The sequence below is a fragment of the Pseudoalteromonas sp. TAB23 genome (assembly GCF_000498075.1).
Lineage (GTDB): Bacteria > Pseudomonadota > Gammaproteobacteria > Enterobacterales > Alteromonadaceae > Pseudoalteromonas > Pseudoalteromonas arctica.
Map to the genome: position 1 here is coordinate 1 of NZ_AUTP01000128.1, position 21,436 is coordinate 21,436.

Sequence of the window (21,436 nt, forward strand, 5' to 3'; positions counted from 1 at the left end):
CGCGGAAATTGTTGGGATAATGCGCCAATGGAGCGATTTTTTAGAAGCTTTAAAACAGAATGGATGCCAAAGGTTGGATATGGGAATTTTATAGACGCTAAATATAGTGTGAGTGATTATATCAACGGATATTACAACAATGTTAGACCGCATCATTATAATGCTGGTTTAGCGCCAAATGAATCTGAGATTAGATACAAAGACTCTAAAACTGTGGCCAAATTTTATTGACCACTACACTAAGCCTGAGATTCAAAAAACATTTTCATTTTACAATACAGCGATTAATAGAGTTCTAGGAGGAGCCGACATAAGATTAATCTTAGCTTCAGATGACTTTGACTCGATAGATACACATGAACAATTTTGGAGCATGCTTATAAGCAAAGCTCGCCAATTAGATGAAAAAACTGCCTGTGAAGCAATAAAGGCGATTATTCAAGAATTACCTAACTACCCATCGCTTTCAGACAACGGACAAGGTTTAAGACATAGATCAATACACTCTATAATTCTTATATTAGCAAAAGCGAATTGGGCGAAACTGTCAGATGGACGTCGGCAAAACACTAAAGCTTGCAATCAAAAAATTGCTCAACTAATTTTTGGTAAAAAAAACAACCACCTATCAATAATCCGGTCTTTAATTATCCAAGAGAGAGGAGCTATAGGTTGGAAGGATCTTATGCTATTTAGGCTACTATGTTCAATCGCTAGGGGTGGACAAATCTTTAACTTATATGATGCTCTAATTCTAGACCAAGATCCTAATGCTGAAACTACGGGTGCTGTTGATAAATTAGAGATATTAGAAATGAGAAAAATCTCTCAAGCTATCTTTACGTTATTCAAATTGGAGTATATTGATAAACAAAAAAACTTTTTATGTATTCTTGATGAAACACCGAAAGAAATGTTTTTAGGTGATAGAAGATTTAAAGAAATAAGATTTAAGACTAAAATGGAAACAAATAGGGATATAAATGAGGCTAAGACATCAATTAAGTCTTTCGTAATTTACCAGCTAAGTAATAAAGCAGCTTCAAGCAGAGCTGGTATTGGTTGTGGATACTACGATGAGAGTGGAGAATATGATAATCATAATATCTCAGTTTTAATGAATAGATATCTTTTTGATATCTGCTTTAACCCCGAAAAAAATGCAAAAAACCCTATCTATTTTTTAGACTATTGTCTTTCTAATTTTAGTGATAGTTACTTTACCGAACAAACCGATAAAGGCTATGTTCCAACTTTAGATAGCCTTACTAGTGTACTAGATAAAAATATGCTTGCTAAATATTGGGGAAAGTACGGGAGTACGGTAAAAGAAACAGCGCAATCATATCTTGATAGAGAAGTTGTTTCAGTTAACTATATTGCTTTTTATAAAGATGATCTAAATAGTACTTTTGAAGTACTTGATAAGCTGATTAAAGAAGTAAACCTTGATAAAGTTATACATTAAATTGAGAAATTTTATACGTTATAGATATAGCTACCTCGGCTTATAAAACTCATTTTTTGTGCCTTTGATAACCGCGGTAGAAATGAGTATTAATGATCCCTCGAACAGGTCCGAATGTGCGCTACTAACACATCAGGCTTCTATCTAGGGGGGTTGTCGTGAAAACACGGTTTAAGATAAAGTGAATGAACTTTGGTTTCGATAACTGTTACTCAATAAAAAGATAAGCCCTAAAAGTTAGTTTTGATTATGTGATTTGAGTAGGAATATCTTTATTACTCTCCCATAATTAAGGCCTGCTTACTTTACTATCGAAAACTCTCGACCTATGAGCGTATCCTCAGGGTCCAATGCATTTGGGTTATACGATGAGTTTTTAATTACCTCATAAATTTTAATATCTTTAATATCTTGTTTAAAGGGATTTTTTAACTTTAGTGACTCTTTGTCATTAAAAAAATCAAACTTGCCATAAGCTGTAATAAGGTGTTTATTTTCAAGGTACTCATTACAACTTAGTGCTAATTTTAAAGTCTCCATCAGTAGATGTTTAAGAGCTCTATTTTCCCCTCTGCATGCAGCAAATAGCGCCATTGTAGTATGTTTACTTTCAAGCTTAGGTGGCTCATCAAATGGCATTTGCTTCGCTAGGCCCATTAAATATTGGCGAAAGTACTTGCTGTCGTTCTTTAAGCTAAAGTATTCAAGTTTTCTTTTTCTAACTAAGCGAGAAGCCCATTGTGGTTCTTCAGCTATTTTTGCAGCCCAAGGCATACCAACCAGTACTATTGGCACTTTGGCTTCTTCACTAATAAACTTTAACCCATTTGCGATTTGTTGTCGTTCTTGTACACTTTTAAACTCTATTAACTCCTGAAACTCGTTAATGATGAGTAACTCAACTTGGGCTTTAATTAAGCTTTCTACAAGCTTTTTAGTAAGCTCTGTTTTGTAGCCTCGCTTTTTCATTTGGCTACTTCCGAATAGCTCCAGATCTGCCAGCATTTGGATTAAAGTTGCATCTAAGCCTTTACCTCTTGATATACGACTTATTAGGACTGGCATAGTGTTTCGACTATAATTCTGAGTAGCTAGAACTCTTTTTTTGTAGTGATTAATGGTGTGGCTTTTTCCAACTCCTGTATCACCAATTAAAAGCATACATTGCTGATCTGATTGGAATTTACGGTTTAATCTTAATTCATCAAAGTCATTAAAAATTGCTTTAATTTGTGGGTGCATAACGATGCAATCGCTAAAGTTGCGTAACTGTTCTATCTTTATTTCTGTTAAGGCATTCATTCAAATGCCTCTAAGTCATCATCCCAATCATCGAAAGCATCGTTACTAATATTTTTGTGCACAGGGGCTGCACTTTCTTCAGAGACCTTAATGGTACCCTTTCCTGTATTACTTACATCAGCTATTTGAGCCTGCTTTTTAACGGCCGTTATCTTAGCTTTAGTTTTTGATGCAATAAAAACCTCTTGCTCTTGTTTTACTCGCTCATGTATAGCCATACGAGCTTTAGCCAAACCCAAACTATTTTTAGATTCCCTGATGGTTTCTCTGTTAACTTTTTTTATTGTTTTATGCTCATAAATACTTAACCCATCCGTATAACCGGTAGGATCTGTACACGGTACTTCTAGGTAGCTTTCCAGTTCTTCTAAGTAAACATAAATTTTTGAAATATCATCAGGGTCAACTTTAATCAATTTTTTTAAAGTTTCTTTTGTTTGCGGATGATATTTACGATAATCAGCTAAAGCAGTCGAGTCATACATTAATTCTTGAAATTTTATACCGTTTCTAGTTAACTTTCTTGAGTCTGAGATGCGCATTAGCATAGTAAAACGCGCCTCATCTTCTTCACTCATAGTTAAAGGAGGATAAACGTCAAACCCTTGTTGCCATCGCTTAATTGGGATACGAGTTTCACGTGAATTACTATCTTGGTGGTATACGTCTACAATCCAGCGGTGAAATTCTTCAACAAAAGTTGAGAAACGCATAATTGCATCTTTCTCAGGTTTGTATTCTTCTTTTTCTAATATATTTGAAAATGTTTTACCTGGAACTTCCGGCAAGAAATATTGGTTCATCACTCCAAAAAAACGCTCTATAAATGGTTTGAGCCAAGGCTTGCGTACAGGGCTATATTGAATGTTGATTCCTGCTGACTGACAAGCATGCTCTAAGTTTTTTGACCAAAACTCAGCACCATTATCTACTACTAAATTTTCAAATTTACCAAAGCAAGGCCAATCATTTTGTAGTTGTATATTCAGAGAATCAAGTTACTTTGGCTTAATCGCATGAGCAATAGCCTTAGCCGCAGATACATACGAAGGAGATTTATAACTAAGATGAAAACCAAGAACGCAACCACTAAATACATCAATAAGTAATGTTAAATAAGGTCTCCCTATAGGGATAAGTAACTCATCATCAAGTAGAATTAAATCAAGTGGGGTATGATCAATCTCTACACGCTCTAATATTCTTGTAGGGGGTACATGAGCAGCACAGTAAGCAAACCATTGATCTGCTTTAAACTTACCATGCCTTGCGACCGCAACCGCATATGGAGGGATGGCTTTGATTCTTTTATTAAAAGCATTGTAGGATATGATTGGAATCTTGCCTTCAACAATACTCTCATTCTCAATAATAATAAGGTCTTTATAATACAGGTATGCAGTGGCTATAGTAGGCCTTTTAGCATCTAAAAAACGCTCTAATGCTTTATCAAAAAAACTTTCATCGCCTTCTATACGCTTGATTCGGTTACCCATTCTATGGTTCTTAACCACAAGAGACGCTAGGTCTCCATTACTTTCAAGGTACTTTTTACGCCAGCGAGCAATAGTGCGCCAATTTGGCCGAGCTTGCTCATCCTCTTTAAAAATCTCATCTAAAATAGGATCTAAATTTCGCTGGGTCCACCCAGCTGAAAGCTTTTTATCTATAGAGATAATTAGTTTATATCTTTGTAGCGCTTCGTTTTTAAAGTATCTGAAAAAGTATCCAAATCACGTTTGATTAAGTTAGCGTCATCTAATTTGACATATCGTGTAGGTGTTTGCGGTTTGAGTGGCGCTAATGATTCATTAAATTCATCGAAAAAATCTGTCATGGTGTAACCCATAATGTTGGGTTATTACTTAGATCATCATCCTCTAAATCTGCTTTCAACAAACCTTTATGAAGCAATGCATATAAAAAAGACCGTGCTTCACCAATTGACAAATTAAATTGAGATTTTACATCAACTAAGTTTATTGCTCCTGATTTATTAATAAAATTAAGCATTTCACTCTGAATATTTTTAATACCGTAAACACCCGAGTATCGATGCAATAGCTTAAAGTTATTCAAAGCAAGTCCTTTTGTAATCTGGTTTTCAGTTACTAAAATCAACTGAACGCCCATTTTTAGACAAGCGGCTCTTTTTGCAGAGAACCTTTCTCTAAATAAAGGCTCAGCTGTTTCTGTTTCATACTTATACTCATGATATTTTACACATTTATCTTTGTATACGACTACCGTGTCAGGGGTATAAGGCAAGCTTTTACCCATGAACTCATACTTAAAACCCTCTGGTTGACTACCATAGCTTTCGATTAAATCGTTATATTCATTATGAAAACAAGCATTAAACTCTAATGTACTTTCACACATAATTACATTGCCAACTTTAGTGCTAGCAAATTTGAATACATTCTTATTAGGGGAAGGTTTTCTTAAGTTACGTATATACATGCGCTAAACCAGTATTTTTATTATCATTGTATACATAATATACAAATAAAAAATGGTTATGTCACACTATGCTTAAATAAAAATATAAGTTCATGATAGTAAATAAATTTATTTTCCCTGCATTTTCTTAAGTAAGTTTTATGTCAAAGTATGGTTTAATTATGTCACAGTATGCTTGTATTATGTCAAAGTATGGTTTCAGCGACATAAGTTCTAGGGATATAACGCCGATTTGTTTTGATGCTTAAACCATTGCCGCTTTTACATAGACATCAAAACGGTTCTTTTTGGTTTTGATTTGCATACTTGGGGTTTTTTCGTTTAAGAATGGGGCGTAATCGGGGCGTTTTACAACGACGCGCTTACTGGCAAGTGGGTAGGCAAAATCAAGTAGGTCGTCAGCGTCGTTGTCTGCACCAACAAGCTCTTGAAATACGCGCATTTCTTTTTTTACTAATGCTGATTTTTCGCGATGCGGGAACATGGGATCTAAATAAACAACATCGGGCATGCTTTCGCATTGAGAGAGCAAAGTATGGCTTGAGCCAAATATTAGGCTCATGTTTTCTTTCATCCACAAACCAATTTCAATATCGCTATAGGCTCGCTTTAACCCATCGTATAAAAGTGCAGCTACAACCGGGTGACGTTCATGTAATATAACTTTGCACCCTAGCGAGGCAAGTACAAAACCATCTCGCCCTAAACCAGCGGTAGCATCAAGTACAACAGGCGTTGCGCCTTTATTTAAACCCACCGCTTTGGCAATTGCTTGCCCTTTACCACCGCCAAACTTACGCCTATGGGCGGCAGCACCGGTTACAAAATCAACGTTAATTGCACCTAGTTTAGGCTCGTCGGTTTTAAATAGACTTAACCCTTTATCATCGTAATGTAAGCTAAAGCCACTGCAATTTTGCGCCCATTGGGCTAAACCAAAGCGTGTTTCTAATTCATTTAAATAAGGGCGTAACTCTTTAAAAGCACACTGAATAACCACAATAAACTCCGACGATAAAATACGCCTGTAGTATATCAACCGCTTTACTTTAAAGCACTAAAATAGCTCTATATCACTATGATGATTCGTATTGACCTTTGCGGCTTCCGCTTTAGTACGTAAATTAGATATAAGTTCATTGCGGCTTTCGGCAACTTGCTTAAGCTGATATTTGATAAAGGCTAAATCACTATTAGCCGATACAAATAACTGCATTGTTTGATCCAATTGAGATATATATAAAGTGAGATCCGCAGGATTTGCTTGTGTTTGTTGTATCTTAATAGCGCAGTCAAGTTCATGTAGCTGCTCTATAAACTCTTTAGTACTTTTGTTTTGCTCTATATTTTGAGTAGTTAACTGCTTAACAATGTCTTGAAGGGCTGTACTTATTTGAGCTGCCTGCTCATAACTGCTTTCGCTTCTTTCCATGGTAACAACCTTCTCGTTGGTCACTTCTAATATATGCGGGAAAAGATCTTTATAGCGCCCGTACAAAGCATCGTTATCAACAGGCATATTTTTTATCAAAAGGGATACTTTGGGATAATTAATAATAGTACTGCTACCAATATCAACAAATCGTTGAGCATGTCGATGTTGCTCAAGCAGCTCTTGCTCTAACGGGCAAACACCACTTTGCTGGCTGTAAAAAATACCTTTCCCTTGATACCAAAACACCACCACAACATCTAAATTTAAAGGAGCAAAAAAAGTAAAAAAGTATTCACTCAACGATTGAAAGTTATTAGCGTGATAACTTTGTCCAACGTAGCGCATTATACGCCCCATATCGCCCGACTCTGTCATTGCTATTTCAGCTGTTTTATTCGCTTTTACTATATCCAATTTTAGTTTTGCGCATTTTTGCCTATATTCGTAAAGTACCTTTATTCGCGCTATTAACTCTTCTGCGTTAAAAGGTTTTGTAATGTAATCAGATGCGCCGACGCTATAACCTTTTACCCGATCGCTCAGCTCTATTTTGGATGAGAGAAACATAACGGGAATATCCTGAGTATTTTGACTCTGCTTTATAGTTTTACATACGTCATAACCTGACATACCTGGCATTTCAATATCGAGTAAAATAATATCTGGGTTGTATTTATTGGTTAGCCTTAATCCTTCATCGCCATCTTTTGCATGAATTATTTTACAAAACCCTGCTAAAGACTCTTCAATTATATGATGAACATACTTGTCGTCATCAATTGCCAATACCAACTTTGCCATGCCTTAGTCCATTTTATTAGGTGTGCTAAAAGCATAGTACGGTAGGATGAAATTACTAAAAATTATTAGATAATAATTTTAAAATAATAAAAAAGCGCCATATAGGCGCTTTAATTTGGTTTGTGCTAAATATTAATTTTTAAACAGCAATACCGCTATGGCGTAGTAACGCGTCGACATTTGGCTCACGACCACGGAACTTTTTAAATAATTCCATTGGCTCTTCGCTACCGCCTTTTTCTAAAATATTTTGCATGAAGGCTTGCCCTGTTTCAGCGTTAAAAATACCTTCTTCTTCAAATTTAGAAAATGCATCAGCAGAAAGTACTTCAGCCCATTTATACGAGTAGTAACCTGCACTATAACCACCGGCAAAAATATGGCTAAAACCATTTTGAAAACGGTTAAACTCAGGCGGTTTAACGATTGATGTGCGGCTACGTACATCGTTTAGTACTGCTTGAATTTGGCATTGCTCACCCACTTTGTAATCGTTATGGATTTTAAAATCGAATAACGAAAACTCAATTTGACGTAGCATTTGTACGCCTGAGTTATAGTTTTTAGCCGCTAGTAATTTATCAAGTAACTCTTTAGGTAACGGCTCACCCGTTTCATAATGACCTGAAATAAAGCTCAGGGCTTCTTCGTCATAACACCAATTTTCTAAAAACTGACTAGGAAGCTCTACCGCATCCCACGCTACACCATTAATGCCAGCCACTGGCGCGGCATCAACTTGTGTAAGCATGTGGTGAATACCATGACCAAACTCATGAAATAAAGTAGTTACTTCGTCATGAGTAAACAGTGCCGGTTTATCGCCAACCGCCTTATTAAAGTTACACACTAAATAAGCCACTGGAGTTTGTAGTTCGCCGTTAGCGCGTACTTTACGACCCATACAGTCATCCATCCACGCGCCGCCACGTTTGTGGTCGCGTGCATATAAATCGAGATAAAAACGTCCGCGTAGAGTATTGCTACTATCTACAATTTCAAAAAAGCGTACATCTTTGTGATAAGTATCAAAGTCAGTAACTTCTTTTACGCTAATACCAAATAAGCGATTAACGGTTTCGAATAAGCCGCTAAGCACTTTATTTGCTGGGAAGTAAGGACGTAGTACTTCGTCTGAAATTGCATACTTTTCTTGCTTAAGCTTTTCGCTGTAGTAACCAAAATCCCATGCTTCTAATTCAGAAATACCGTGTTTTTGCTCAGCATACGCTTTTAGCTCGGCCACTTCTTGCTCTGCTTGTGGTTTTGATTTAGCTGCTAGGTCTTCTAAAAATGAGAATACTTGTTCTGGTGTTTCGGCCATTTTAGTCGCGAGTGACTTTTCAGCGTAGCTGCTAAACCCTAGTAACTGTGCAAGTTCATGGCGAAGCGCAAGCTCCTCGCTCATAATATCAGAGTTATCAAACTCACCGGCGTTAGGGCCTTGATCTGATGCGCGCGTAGAAAACGCGGTGTAAGTTTCTTTGCGTAATTCGCGGTTATCTGCGTAAGCCATTATTGGTAAATACGATGGAAAATCGAGTGTAAATAACCAACCATCTAATTCTTTACTTTTTGCTGTGTCAGCTGCAAGTGCTAAAGCAGATTCTGGCAAGCCTGCTAAATCACTCTCATCAGTAATATGTTTGTGCCAAGCAAGTGTGGCATCCATTACGTTGTTACCAAATTTTGAGGCAAGCTCTGATAAACGCGCGCTAATTTCGCCGTAACGTGTTTGCTGTTCTGCCGCCAGAGCAATACCCGATAATTTAAAATCACGTAGCGCATTAGTAATTGTTTTTTGTTGTGCTGTAGTCAGCGTTTTAAATTCGTCACTGTTATAAAGCGTATTATACGCGTTGTATAAACCTTGATGCTGACCTACAAATGTTGAATATTCAGATATTAACGGTAAGCACTGCTCGTAAGCTTCGCGTAATTCGTCGTTATTCATTACTGAATTTAAATGCGATACAGGGGAGAACATACGCGATAATTTATCGTCGGCTTCTTCAAGGGGTAATACTAAGTCATCCCACGTATACGAGCCTTTAGCTAACACGTCATCAATGGCTTTACGACAAAGCTCGATACCGTCTTTTAGTGCTGGTACTACGTACTCCGGCTTTATTTTTGAAAATGGTGGTAAGCCTTCAAGGCCAATTAATGGGTTGCTCATAAATACTCTCTTTGCGTTAATGCATTACATTTTAAATTGGGTCTAAAAGTAAAAAAACAACTCAACTGCTTTTAAGTTGTTTAATTTTAATAAGGTTGCTCCAGAGCAAAACACAAATAACCCATTAATGAGTCGGCCACTTTATAACGCTCTAATACCGTATCAACTAGGTTATTACTGCATATTTGCTTTTGAGTAAGTGGGCTAATGGCTATAAAGTCTTTTCGTTTGAGCTCATCTATTAAGGGATGCTCTTTTTCAAAACCTCTTGGCGGGCGTTTTAGCGATTCTCCTGACATTTCAAATATAGATTTAAATTGCTCATCATAAATTGCTTTTTTATAGCTATTTGGGTTTTCATCTATGCAGGTTCTAATTGCGTTAAGCGCCTTTGATTCTGGTCGCCAAATACCAGCACCTACAAAACATTCGTCATTTGCTAAGTGAAAGTAAAAACCCGGGGCGTGTACGTCTTTTCCCATAAAATGGCGAAATTGAATCCCTACATTAATTTTATATGGGGTTTTATCTTTACTAAAACGCGCGTCTTTATGGATTCTCATTAAACTACCGCCCACTTTTTTATCTGATGCGACAAAATGGCTAGAAACCTCAGCAAGTGGTGCTTGCATTTGCCTAATGAAATCTAAAGCGGGCTCTCTTACGTATTCCTCATACTGTGATTTATGGTCGTTAAACCAGTCTCTATTATTGTTTTTATCAAGCTGAGCAAGAAATTCGAATGTTTTTTTACTAAACATAGGTCACCTAAACACTCTTTATTTTTAAAACTTAATGTTATGCTAATGCGCATAAAACTCAACGCCTAAGGACATAAAATGACACAACACTTTGATTATATTGCAATCGGTGGTGGCAGTGGTGGTATTGCCTCTGCAAATAGAGCGGCAATGCGTGGCGCTAAAGTAGCACTTATAGAAGCAAAACACATGGGCGGCACGTGTGTAAACGTAGGCTGCGTACCTAAAAAAGTAATGTGGCACGGTGCTCAGGTTGCTGAAGCAATTAATTTATATGCCCCAGATTACGGCTTTAATGTTGAAGTAAAAGGCTTTGATTGGAGCAAACTAGTAGAAAGCCGTGAAGCCTACATTGGCCGAATTCATAAAGGTTATGACAGTGGCCTTGCTAGCAATGGCGTGACTGTAATTAAAGGCTTTGCTAAATTTGTAGATAATAAAACAGTTGAAGTAAACGGCGAGCACTACACAGCCGACCATATATTAATTGCAGTAGGCGGCCGCCCAAGCATTCCGCATATTGAAGGTGCTGAGCACGGCATTGATTCAAACGGCTTTTTTGAATTAAAAGAGCAACCTAAACGCGTTGCAGTAATAGGCGCAGGCTACATAGCCGTTGAGCTTGCTGGTGTATTACATGGTTTAGGTACTGAGACACATTTATTTGTACGTAAGCATGCCCCACTTCGTAGTTTTGACCCATATATTGTAGATACGCTTGTTGAAGTAATGGCCGCCGAAGGCCCTACTTTACATACTCACTCTGTACCAAATAAATTGGTAAAAGAAGATGATGGCTCTGTAACGCTACATTTAGATAACGGCAAAACTCATAATGTTGACCAAGTAATTTGGGCCATTGGCCGCCAGCCAACAACAGACGCAATTAATGTCGCTGCTGCCGGCGTAGAAGTTAACAGCGATGGTTTTGTTAAAGTTGATGAGTTTCAAAATACCACAGCTAAAAACGTTTATGCTGTTGGTGATATTATCGAAAACGGTATTGAACTTACGCCTGTAGCAGTTAAAGCAGGGCGTACTTTATCAGAGCGTTTATTTAATAAAGAACTACCAGATGATTTAAAAATGGATTACAGCTTAGTCCCTACTGTTGTATTTAGTCATCCACCTATTGGTACTATTGGTTTAACTGAGCAAGAAGCTATTTCTCAGTACGGCGAAGAAAACGTTAAAATTTACCAATCTGGTTTTACGGCTATGTACACAGCGGTAACTAAACATCGCCAGCCTTGTAAAATGAAACTTGTATGTGCCGGCCCAGACGAAAAAGTAGTTGGCCTACATGGTATTGGTTTTGCGGTTGATGAAATGATTCAAGGTTTTGCCGTTGCCATGAAAATGGGCGCAACTAAAGCTGATTTTGATGCCGTTGTGGCTATTCACCCGACAGGCTCGGAAGAATTTGTAACTATGCGCTAGGCGCTAAACTCTAAGCGCTCAATTATAAAAAGCCCTTGTTAAGTAATTAGTAAGGGCTTTTTAATGCTTGTTATATTTTGCACAACAAACTACTTAAAACGTCACATTAAAAACATCCATTCAACATTAAATAAATATCTAAGTCATTATTTTAACAGCAAAAATATTAGTCCGATAAAAATATTAAAAGTTTAAATTTTGTTTTGGCTTTAAGGCATTTTTACAATTAGAATCTCGCGCATTTATAGTTTCTCTTGGTTATTTATGTTTTTACTGCGATCTTTTATTTATTTATTATGCCTAGCGGGTGTTGCTCATTTAATTCAACTTGAAGGTTTTGAATTAAAACAGTATGCACTTTACAGTGAAGAAACTCTTACTGAACATATGCAAGATGTTTTAACTTTTTTAAGCTGTATTTTGTTTTTCTATGCTTCGCGAATTAACTTTCAACTCAAAATACCGGCAGTATTACTTGCTGCGTTATCGGCAATGATGTTTGTAAGAGAGTTTGATACCTACCTCGACTTATACTTTTTTGATGGCGCTTGGCAAAGTATCGTCTATTCAATTTTAGCTGGCGTGTTTGTTTATTTAATAACAAAGAGAGGAAGTATTTTTAACTCTTTAAAAGCCTATAGCCTCACTCCTAGTTATGGTATTTGCTTATCAGGCATGGTTACTTTACTCGCATTTTCGCGAATGATGGGCAAAGGCGCATTTTGGCATTCAGTAATGGGCGATGACTACGTACGTGCAGTAAAAAACATTGTTGAAGAGGGTATAGAAACGCTTGGCTATACTCTAATCTTTATTTCAGCCATTGAGCTTGTACTCATATGCCGAAAAAGAATGGCTAAAAATCACAAACATTGCACTGATGAAGTAACTCAATAGCGTCGCTCCATTTTTATTGGTTACTTTTTTGCACTAAATTTGCTAATTGGTTTAATAAATCAATATACTGAGCCTGTTTTTATCAACTCGCGTTTAATTGGATATTATGACTAAAGATATATTGCTGCATCCGTTTCTTCTTTCAATTGTAATGATCACAATTGCATTTGTACTAAAAGTACTTGTTGATAAGCTGGCTAAAAATCGCGCAGAAAAAAAAGAAAAAGATATTCGTTATATCGCACACAATATTAAGCATTTTATTAATTTTGTAATGATGATATCGCTGCTGTTTGTGTGGTCTACCGAAATTCAAAACTTTGCACTTTCTATTGCTGCTTTTGCTGTGGCGATTGTGCTTGCAACGCGTGAGTTTATTCAGTGTGTAATAGGCTTTTTTTACCTCGTAACAACCCGCCCGTTTAGAGTCGGTGATTGGATACAAGTAGGTGATTACTTTGGTGAAGTAGCTGAAACTGATTGGATTAAAACAACCATGCATGAAATTGATATACACACTTATCAATTTTCTAGAAAAACCATATACATACCTAATAATAAGCTGATTACCAGTTCTATTAAAAACTTAAACTTTGTAAAACGCTTTGTTACACATCATTTTATTATTGTCCGAAGAGAGAGCTTTAACCCGTACCCTATTCACGACACATTGACTGAGCAAGCTAAACTGTACTGCGAAGAGTTTCAAGAAGTAGCAAGCCGTTATAATTCGATGATTGAGCGCAAACTTGATGCAAAAATATCTGGCCCAGAACCGGTAATTCACTTTGGTACAACCGATTTAGGTGAATTTAAAGCAAGCTTTACCTTGTTTTGCCCAACAGAAAAAGCGCTTGAGATAGAGCACAAATTAACAGAATGCTTTTTTGCGTTATGGTACAAAGAGGCTGAAAAAAATAAAGAGGATGAAGGAGAAGCCTAAACCTCGCCTACACAAAGTAAAAATACAAACCGTAGGTGCGAATTTATTTCGCGCTCTATTTCTAAGTCTGTATTTAAAAAGCGAGGTGTAAAACCTCTCCTACAATAAACATCAAGCACGTAGGTGCGAATTTACTTCGCGCATAGAGCCCAGCTTAAAAGTAAAAAGCGAGGTGTAAAACCTCACCTACAATAAACATCAAGCATATAGGTGCGAATTTACTTCGCGCTTGAGTAATATTTAAGCTGTACCACCGACTGTTAACTGATCAATTTTAAGGCTTGGTTGGCCTACGCCTACCGGTACGCTTTGACCATCTTTACCACAAACACCAACACCTTTATCAAGTGCTAAGTCGTTACCAACCATAGATATTTGCTGCATTACTTCTGGGCCATTACCAATAAGCGTTGCGCCTTTAATTGGTTGGGTAATTTTACCATTTTCGATTAAATACGCTTCTGATGCGCTAAATACAAACTTACCTGACGTTATATCAACTTGTCCGCCGCCAAAGTTAGGCGCGAATACACCTTTTTTTACTGAGCTGATAATNCTTGGCTGTGCTCACCACCTAACATGTAGGTATTAGTCATGCGAGGCATTGGTAAATGTGCATACGACTCACGGCGTGCGTTACCTGTAGGGCTTACACCCATTAAACGCGCGTTTAGCTTATCTTGCATATAGCCTTTTAAAATACCGTTTTCGATAAGTACGTTGTAAGCGGCTGGTGTGCCTTCGTCATCTACATTAAGTGAGCCACGGCGATCAGCCATTGTGCCATCATCAACAACTGTACACAGCTCAGATGCTACTTTTTGGCCCACTTTACCACTAAACGCAGACGCGCCTTTACGATTAAAGTCGCCTTCAAGTCCGTGCCCTACCGCTTCGTGTAAAAGCACGCCAGGCCAACCATTACCAAGTACAACTTCCATAGTACCTGCTGGGGCATCAATAGCCTCAAGATTTACTTTAGCTTGGCGTACTGCTTCTTCAGCAAATTCCATCCAACGCGGTTTACCGTCAACAAGCTCTTTAAAGTAACCATAATCTAAACGTGCACCACCACCTGCGCCACCGCGTTCACGGCGACCATTTTTTTCAAGCAGTACTGAGCAGTTTAAACGAATAAGCGGGCGAATATCGGTGGCAAACGTACCATCACTTGCTGCGATTAATACTTCTTCGTAAACCGCTGACATTGAGCTAATTACTTGCTCTGCATCGGGTGCTAGCTCACGAATATAGTTTTCGAGTTCGCGTAATAAGCTCACCTTGTCGGTATCGCTCATACTCGAAATTGGCTGGTGCGGTGCAAACTGCTCTTTAGCTTTAACATCACTAAATACTTTAATCGCTCTATCTTCGCCAGCATCTGCAATGCTACGTGCTGCTGTTGCCGCTTTATTTAGCGCTTCGAGATTTATTGCATCAGAGTAAGAGAAACCTGTTTTTTCGCCGCTTACAGCACGTACACCAACGCCACGTTCAACGTTATAAGAGCCTTCTTTAACTAAGCCGTCTTCAAGCACCCATGATTCGTGGTGGCTTGATTGAAAATATAAATCGGCGTAATCCACTTTATGCTGATGTATGTAAGCGAGCGTTTTTTCGAGCTCTTCTCTATTTAGCTGGCTGTCGTGTAGTAAATGCTGTTCAACCGAATTCATAATAAATGCTCTCTAAATCGTTGATGAGACTGCACGGGCATATCTCGTCTAATTTTTTGTAACTGGTCTAAATCTGCGTTGCAGCTTATAAAACCGGTGCCTGTTGGCAATTCACTCAGGATATTTCCCCAAGGCGAAATAATAATACTGTGGCCATATGTTTGTCGGCCATTTTCATGTGTACCGTACTGAGCTGCTGCAACTACATAACATTGTGTTTCTATTGCGCGAGCTGCTAATAATGGCTGCCAATGCGCTTGTCCTGTGACGACTGTAAATGCACTTGGTACTAAAATAATATCGGCGCCTTGGCGTACTAGTTCGTTGAATAAGCCACTAAAGCGCAGATCATAACATACTGTTAAGCCTATTTTACCAAAGGGAGAATCAACAACAACCACATCGCTACCTGCTTGGGTAAAATCTGACTCTCGATAGCTACCTGTTTGATCATCTACGTTTACATCAAATAAATGTATTTTGTTATACGTTGCAACCAGCTCGCCTTGATTATTATATAAGTGCGATGCTGCATAATATTTATGTTCGTTAAATGGCTCAGGCATTGTCCCTGCATTTAACCAAATATTATGGTGTTGGCACAATTCACTAAGTTGTAGTTTGTATCGCTTAACTTGCTTAGCAACACGTAACGTATCGTTACCACTTTTACTAAACACTAAAAAAGCCTCAGGCAAACAAACAAGTAATGGTCTTGTTGCTGGAAGTGTTTTAAGTGCACGCTTTAAGCTTGCTATGTTGTCATCAGGGTTTAGCCCTGAACACATTTGCAGGGCAACTATTGTGGGAGTGCTTAGTATTTCAGTTTTGTTCATTGCGTTACTGTTACTTGTGCATCTTTAAGTTTTAAATCGACTGATGCTTGTGGCTGATTTTGCGCAGCTTGAGGAAGCGTAACTTCACGACTTTTTCTGTCGAGTTCTTGAACAATGGGATCGTTCATTTTACCCGTTACTTTAAAGTTGATCTCTGAGATGACGCGCGCAGAATGAATAACTTTATCAATTGCTAAGGCAGCAAGCCCTGTTACTGGGTTTACCATCCATGCAACTATAACCGGAATACTCGAGGTTACCTGCGGCGCTACAGCAAGGTCATAATCTATATCAAGCGTGTTTAAATTTGCATAACCTTTAATGGTTAAATCGGCAGGTACACCGTCCATTTTGGTATCTTTAGTGTAAGCAATACCGTTTTCTAACTGCATAGTGCCTTGCATGCTGTTATAAAAAAAGCCCTTTGAAAATACATCTCTAAAATCAAGTTTCAGCTTGCGTACTAATGAATCAAGGCTCAGTAACGAAAATACGCGTGCCCCGCCATCGCTAACTTCAGTTAAGTGACCTTCTCCTAAATCCCAAGCTATCTCGCCACTTAAACTTTTCACATCAAAATCATAAGGTGCTGCTTGCCAAGTAAGATCATAATTTAGATCGGCTTTTGAATCTTTAATCGCGGAGGTTATATCAAACTCACCAAACAGTGCGCCTATGTCATCACTTTTAAGCTCGCCACTTAGCGTTGTTAATCCATTTTGCCACTGCCCTTTAGTGCGCAGTACATGATCGCCTTTATCGACTACAAGTTCTGATATTGATAAACGCTCTCCATCTCCTAATAATGACGCACTCACTTTATCAAGTTGGTAGCGGTCAATTTTGCAATCACTACATTCAAACTCAATAGCAGGTATTTTAGTAAGCCAGCTCAAGTCTTTCTCAGGAAGTACATCTGTTATTTCAAGTGCTTGCTCATTGTGCGGTGCAAAATTAAGCCTTAAGTAATCGGCATTAATTCGTATGGGCTGGCTAGGCTGTGATGTAGGAATAAAAACCCCAGCTCTAAGTTCTTTAGCATTTAGCTTTAGGTATAAATCGTCTTTTGATGGTGCTAAACGCATTTCAAAATCATTAAAAATGATGTTACTCGCATCAAGTAAACCTATATTTGCGACCACCTCATTAAGCGGTGGCATAATCCCTTTTGATTCTTGATCTGGGTTTGCTTTACCAGCTTTAATTATTTGATCAATCAGCTCAAACCAAGGCGCTAATTCACTCTGTTCAAGATTTATATTTACGCTTAAATCTTTTTGGTTTAATCCTAAATCTTGTTTTCCGAGCACAAAATGGACATTGCTAAACTGTGATTTACCATTTTCTAAAATAGCATTAAAGTAAAACTGTTGATTAGCGTTTGCTGTAATGAGATTAGAAATATCATCACCTTGTACTATTGCATCAAGCGCCCACACTTGTTCACTATTTTTATTATAAGGTGCGGGTAAGTTACTCGTTAAGCCAAGTAGTTCTGAGTTTACCTGTGCACGGTAATTAAAGCCTTGCTCGGTAAAGTTAAGTACTAAGCCAATATCAACATCACTTTGCCCGCTTAAATAATTTTTTAATATACCTTGTCCACTATCTATTAGTGTATCGGCGTCAATTTTGGCGTTTATATCTATGTTTGCTTGGTAATTTTTTGCATCACTTTTACTGCTGTAATTAATAGTTAGCGGCATACCCAGCCATTTCGCAGTCGCATTTTTAAGTGTGATATTGTCGTTTTTAAAATTAAGCTCGCCAGTTAAATTTTTAAACTCAATACCTGGTGTTGCTATAAATACTGGCAAGTCATTTAAATTAACCTTGCCGCTAACACTGGCTCCGCCTTTAAACTTTGAGCCTACTAAAAGCTCAATACTGGCATCGGCTTCGCCTTTGCCCTGCACAACTTTAAAAATTTCAGCAAGAGGTTTGGCAATAGGTGTCGCTGCAAAAAAGTCATGTAACTTTTCCATTTGTGCTTTTTTATCAATTTGCACAATAAGTTCATCAGCATGCATTAAATCTGCAATGCTTACCTGTACACTATTACCAATATCTAAATTAACCAACTTACCTTGCTGGCTATATATGTCCATACGCTCATTATCAAAATGTAGCTGTACGTCGGCATTGGTGACCAAAGGCCAATCAGGATCAAACTCATAGGTTGCGTTGTCTATTTGCGCTAATACACCAAACTGGCCACTACCATCGGTGAATGGAAAGCCCGATAAAGGTCCTGCAAATAAGACTTGTGCTTTAGATATTTCTCCGCCTTTAATTGCGCCATTTAAATAGCTAACGAGCTCAGGGCTCATTGCTTTTAATGGGAAATAATGACCTGCAATTTTGGCATCTGGGGCGAACGCTTCAGCGTAAAGATCTAATCGAGGATCATCTGTTAGACTAATTTGTAATTCTGCAGCAAGAGTGACTTCATCATTATCAAACCATATATTGTCACTACTTATATGCCAGCCATCATCTCGCTTAGCTAAATCTAGCTCTACATTTAGCTGATTATAATTTATGTCGTTACTAAAGCTTTCGCCTGTAACTAATGTGCCATTTTCGCCAAATAAATTTATTCGACCACTACTTTGATTAAGTAAACCATTTACTCTAAGTCCTTGTGCTGCAGGTACTGATCTTAATTCTTGCCAACCAATATTGTCAGCCTCAAACCATAATTGCCATTGCTGTGCATTGGAAAAATTTAAATAAGCTTGATCTATTTGCCCGCTAGGTTGGCGCTCTAAAAATGGTTCAAGTGCATTAAAATTACTTAGCCCTGCTAGGTTACTCAGTAATTCAAAATCAACTTGATGGAGCCACACTTCATTTGTCGCCCCTAATTGAGCTTCAAACTCTAAACTTGGCCATGCTTTATCGTTACTATTAAATGTTAAACCGGTGCTTTTTAAGTGCCAGCTATTTTGCTCGGGATATAGATGGAATCCACCTTCACTCAAGCTAACTTGTTGGCTTTGCTCTTCTCGCTGCCAACGCACAAAGCTTGGTAGCCACTGCATTTTTATATCGCTTACAAAACCTTTATCTAGTTTTAGCCACGCTTGTAAATTAATATCGCTATGCAGTTGTTGCTTTTGCGTATTTATATATTGCGCTAACCAGTTAGATACATCGACTTTGTTAGCCTGCACATAAATGTCGCCCGCAACTTGCTCTAGGGTATCGCCAGTGAGTGCTATGCGCGCATCAAAATCACCGACCGAAATACCCGGCAGTGCTAAGCTCCCACTACCAAGATGCTGCTCATCTTCATTTTGCCAAACAATATTTTTGAGGAGTAACTTACGCTCTTTACCGTCTTCTAGAACAAAGTTAATACTGGAATTTTCTATTGCAAAATGACCCGTTTTACCCAAAAACAGTTCTTCAATTAGCTCTTTTTGCTCAAAAGAGACTTCGTCGTCACCGGTTTTAAATAAGTTGGTGATATTTACACTGGTATGAAAACCATTAATAACAAAATAATTAGATCTAAGTTGCAGCGCTTTTAAGCTTTCCCATAAGTTTAGCTCTAAGCTGGTTTTAGCAATGGTGAGTGATATTGGTGCAGTTTCGTTATCTTTAAACGATAAATTCTCTAATACTAATGCAGGACCACTGCCCTGCCAACTAGCTGATATTTCACCTATAGATAAGCTTATTTCAAACTTTTCGTGTAAATAGCTTTCTATATTCCCTTTGTATTCGTTTGCATACGGGAGGGTATATTTTAAAATTGAAACAATAACGGCCAGTAATACCAAAATTATGGCGCAGGTCTGCCATAACTTTCTAAAACAAAAAAAACAGACCGCTTTTGCTTTCATTACATCATTACCACATCAAACTGTTCTTGGCTGTATAAGCTCTCTGTTTGAATATTGACTTGCTTACCAATAAATAGTTCAAGCTCGGCAAGGTTATGGTACTCATCGTTTAGTAAGGCTTCGCTCACAGCAGGCGCTGCGTACACCATAAACTTATCGGCAGCGTATGCTCGGTTAACACGCACTATTTCACGTAGTATTTCGTAGCAAACCGTTTCAACTGTTTTTTGTGAACCACGACCAGAACACGCAGGGCATACATCACATAAAATATGCTCTAAGCTTTCGCGTGTACGTTTACGCGTCATTTCAACAAGCCCAAGTGCTGAAAGCCCATTGATATTTGTTTTAGTGCGATCTTTTGCAAGTGCTGATTCAAGTGAATGTAATACTCGGCGCTTATGATCCTCACTTACCATATCGATAAAGTCGATAATGATAATACCGCCTAAATTACGCAGCCTAAGCTGGCGAGCAATTGCAGAGGTTGCTTCTACGTTGGTATTAAAAATTGTTTCTTCTAAATTACGATGTCCCACAAATGCACCAGTATTAACATCAACAGTCGTCATTGCTTCTGTTTGGTCAATAATTATATAACCACCAGATTTTAGCGTGACTTTACGATGTAGTGCTTTTTGAATTTCGTTTTCAACGTCAAACAAATCAAATATAGGTCGCTCACCTGGGTAGTATTCGAGTACTTGAGACAGTTGTGGAACAAACTCTTCAGTAAATAACTTTAGCTCTTCATGAGTAAGTTTAGAGTCAACACGAATGCGCTCCATATCTTCGCCTACATAGTCACGTAGGGTTCTAAAGGCAAGCGTTAAATCTTCGTGAAGGATGCTGGCCTTACTGGTTTTTTTGCGACGAGCCNGCTGCCATTTTCATCGCCATATTCTGCGACTATTTTTTTAAGGCGTGAGCGTTCTTCTTCAGTTTCAATACGCTGACTAACCCCTACATGGGTCGCATCTGGCATAAACACTAAATAGCGAGAAGGAATAGTTATATCAGTGGTGAGTCTTGCACCTTTAGTGCCTAGCGGATCTTTTACCACTTGCACCATAATGTATTGGCCTTGACGAACTAACTCTCTAATATCTTGTACTTTTTTTATTGGTACGTCGTCTACGCCTTCAACAATAGAGGCACTATTTACAATATCGGATGCATGCAAAAATGCTGCTTTTTCAAGGCCGATATCAACAAAAGCAGCCTGCATACCCGGAAGTACACGGCTTATTTTTCCTAGGTAAATATTGCCTACAATACCTAGATTACCAATTCGCTCTAGCTGTATTTCTTGCAGTACACCGTTTTCTATTAGGGCAACACGGCTTTCGCTCGGTGTGACATTGATCAGTAATTCTGTACTCAT

At 38.1% G+C, this 21,436-nt stretch carries 16 protein-coding genes and 2 pseudogenes; 5 read left to right on the forward strand and 13 right to left on the reverse strand.

Annotated elements, in window-relative coordinates; genetic code table 11:
• Positions 1-231, forward strand: a 231-nt coding sequence (locus L654_RS1000000127215) for an integrase core domain-containing protein (protein WP_024607460.1), incomplete at its 5' end; no start/stop codon positions are given.
• Positions 179-1,468: a hypothetical protein gene (locus L654_RS0104460; protein WP_024607399.1), complete on the forward strand. Its 1,290-nt coding sequence runs from the start codon at positions 179-181 to the stop codon at positions 1,466-1,468. The genes L654_RS1000000127215 and L654_RS0104460, both read left to right, overlap by 53 nt.
• A gap of 300 nt (positions 1,469-1,768) precedes the next feature.
• Here the strand turns inward: L654_RS0104460 and L654_RS0104465 are convergent, their stop codons facing one another.
• The 9 genes from L654_RS0104465 to L654_RS0104495 form a co-directional block, all read right to left on the reverse strand.
• Positions 1,769-2,770 carry a TniB family NTP-binding protein gene (locus tag L654_RS0104465; protein WP_024607400.1) on the reverse strand — a complete coding sequence of 334 codons (1,002 nt, stop codon included), beginning with the start codon at positions 2,768-2,770 and terminating at the stop codon, positions 1,769-1,771.
• Positions 2,767-3,573, reverse strand: coding sequence for a Mu transposase C-terminal domain-containing protein (locus tag L654_RS1000000128120; RefSeq protein ID WP_225305709.1), 807 nt, complete (start codon positions 3,571-3,573; stop codon positions 2,767-2,769). The genes L654_RS0104465 and L654_RS1000000128120 overlap by 4 nt, the downstream gene beginning before the upstream one ends.
• Positions 3,574-3,768: 195 nt before the next feature.
• A complete protein-coding gene (locus tag L654_RS1000000128125; RefSeq protein ID WP_225305710.1) occupies positions 3,769-4,266 on the reverse strand; it encodes a hypothetical protein in 498 nt (165 codons plus the stop codon).
• Positions 4,267-4,448: 182 nt separating this feature from the next.
• Entirely contained in the window at positions 4,449-4,607 is a 159-nt protein-coding gene (locus tag L654_RS1000000128130; protein ID WP_225305711.1) for a hypothetical protein, read from the reverse strand.
• Complete coding sequence (locus tag L654_RS0104475; protein ID WP_024607401.1) at positions 4,604-5,233, reverse strand: TnsA endonuclease N-terminal domain-containing protein; 630 nt, start codon at positions 5,231-5,233, stop codon at positions 4,604-4,606. The genes L654_RS1000000128130 and L654_RS0104475 overlap by 4 nt, the downstream gene beginning before the upstream one ends.
• A gap of 244 nt (positions 5,234-5,477) precedes the next feature.
• Positions 5,478-6,233: a class I SAM-dependent methyltransferase gene (locus L654_RS0104480; protein ID WP_010554084.1), complete on the reverse strand. Its 756-nt coding sequence runs from the start codon at positions 6,231-6,233 to the stop codon at positions 5,478-5,480.
• A gap of 57 nt (positions 6,234-6,290) precedes the next feature.
• Entirely contained in the window at positions 6,291-7,469 is a 1,179-nt protein-coding gene (locus L654_RS0104485) for a response regulator (RefSeq protein ID WP_024607402.1), read from the reverse strand.
• A gap of 139 nt (positions 7,470-7,608) precedes the next feature.
• Positions 7,609-9,648 (reverse strand): oligopeptidase A, encoded by a 2,040-nt coding sequence (gene prlC, locus L654_RS0104490; protein ID WP_024607403.1) that lies wholly within the window; start codon positions 9,646-9,648, stop codon positions 7,609-7,611.
• Positions 9,649-9,734: 86 nt separating this feature from the next.
• On the reverse strand, positions 9,735-10,409 hold the full coding sequence (locus L654_RS0104495) for a DUF2461 domain-containing protein (RefSeq protein ID WP_024607404.1): 675 nt from the start codon (positions 10,407-10,409) through the stop codon (positions 9,735-9,737).
• A 78-nt stretch (positions 10,410-10,487) separates the two neighbouring features.
• Between L654_RS0104495 and gorA the strand changes: the two genes are divergently transcribed.
• The 3 genes from gorA to L654_RS0104510 all read left to right on the forward strand — a co-directional run bounded on the left by gorA (position 10,488) and on the right by L654_RS0104510 (position 13,689).
• On the forward strand, positions 10,488-11,849 hold the full coding sequence (gene gorA, locus L654_RS0104500; RefSeq protein WP_024607405.1) for a glutathione-disulfide reductase: 1,362 nt from the start codon (positions 10,488-10,490) through the stop codon (positions 11,847-11,849).
• Between the two features lie 264 nt (positions 11,850-12,113).
• Entirely contained in the window at positions 12,114-12,746 is a 633-nt protein-coding gene (locus tag L654_RS0104505) for a hypothetical protein (RefSeq protein ID WP_024607406.1), read from the forward strand.
• 106 nt (positions 12,747-12,852) lie between these two features.
• Positions 12,853-13,689 (forward strand): mechanosensitive ion channel family protein, encoded by an 837-nt coding sequence (locus L654_RS0104510; protein WP_024594472.1) that lies wholly within the window; start codon positions 12,853-12,855, stop codon positions 13,687-13,689.
• Positions 13,690-13,929: 240 nt separating this feature from the next.
• On the opposite strand, the pseudogene tldD reads toward L654_RS0104510, so the two are convergent.
• The 4 genes and pseudogenes from tldD to L654_RS01000000125470 all read right to left on the reverse strand — a co-directional run bounded on the left by tldD (position 13,930) and on the right by L654_RS01000000125470 (position 21,436).
• Positions 13,930-15,365, reverse strand: a pseudogene (gene tldD / locus L654_RS01000000125465) (metalloprotease TldD).
• Positions 15,362-16,201, reverse strand: coding sequence for a carbon-nitrogen hydrolase family protein (locus tag L654_RS0104520; protein WP_024607407.1), 840 nt, complete (start codon positions 16,199-16,201; stop codon positions 15,362-15,364). Before L654_RS0104520 ends, tldD begins: the two are co-directional and overlap by 4 nt.
• Positions 16,198-20,052 (reverse strand): YhdP family protein, encoded by a 3,855-nt coding sequence (locus tag L654_RS0104525; RefSeq protein WP_024607408.1) that lies wholly within the window; start codon positions 20,050-20,052, stop codon positions 16,198-16,200. The genes L654_RS0104520 and L654_RS0104525 overlap by 4 nt, the downstream gene beginning before the upstream one ends.
• Positions 20,052-21,436 (reverse strand): annotated as a pseudogene (locus tag L654_RS01000000125470) (ribonuclease E/G). The gene L654_RS0104525 and the pseudogene L654_RS01000000125470 overlap by 1 nt, the downstream one beginning before the upstream one ends.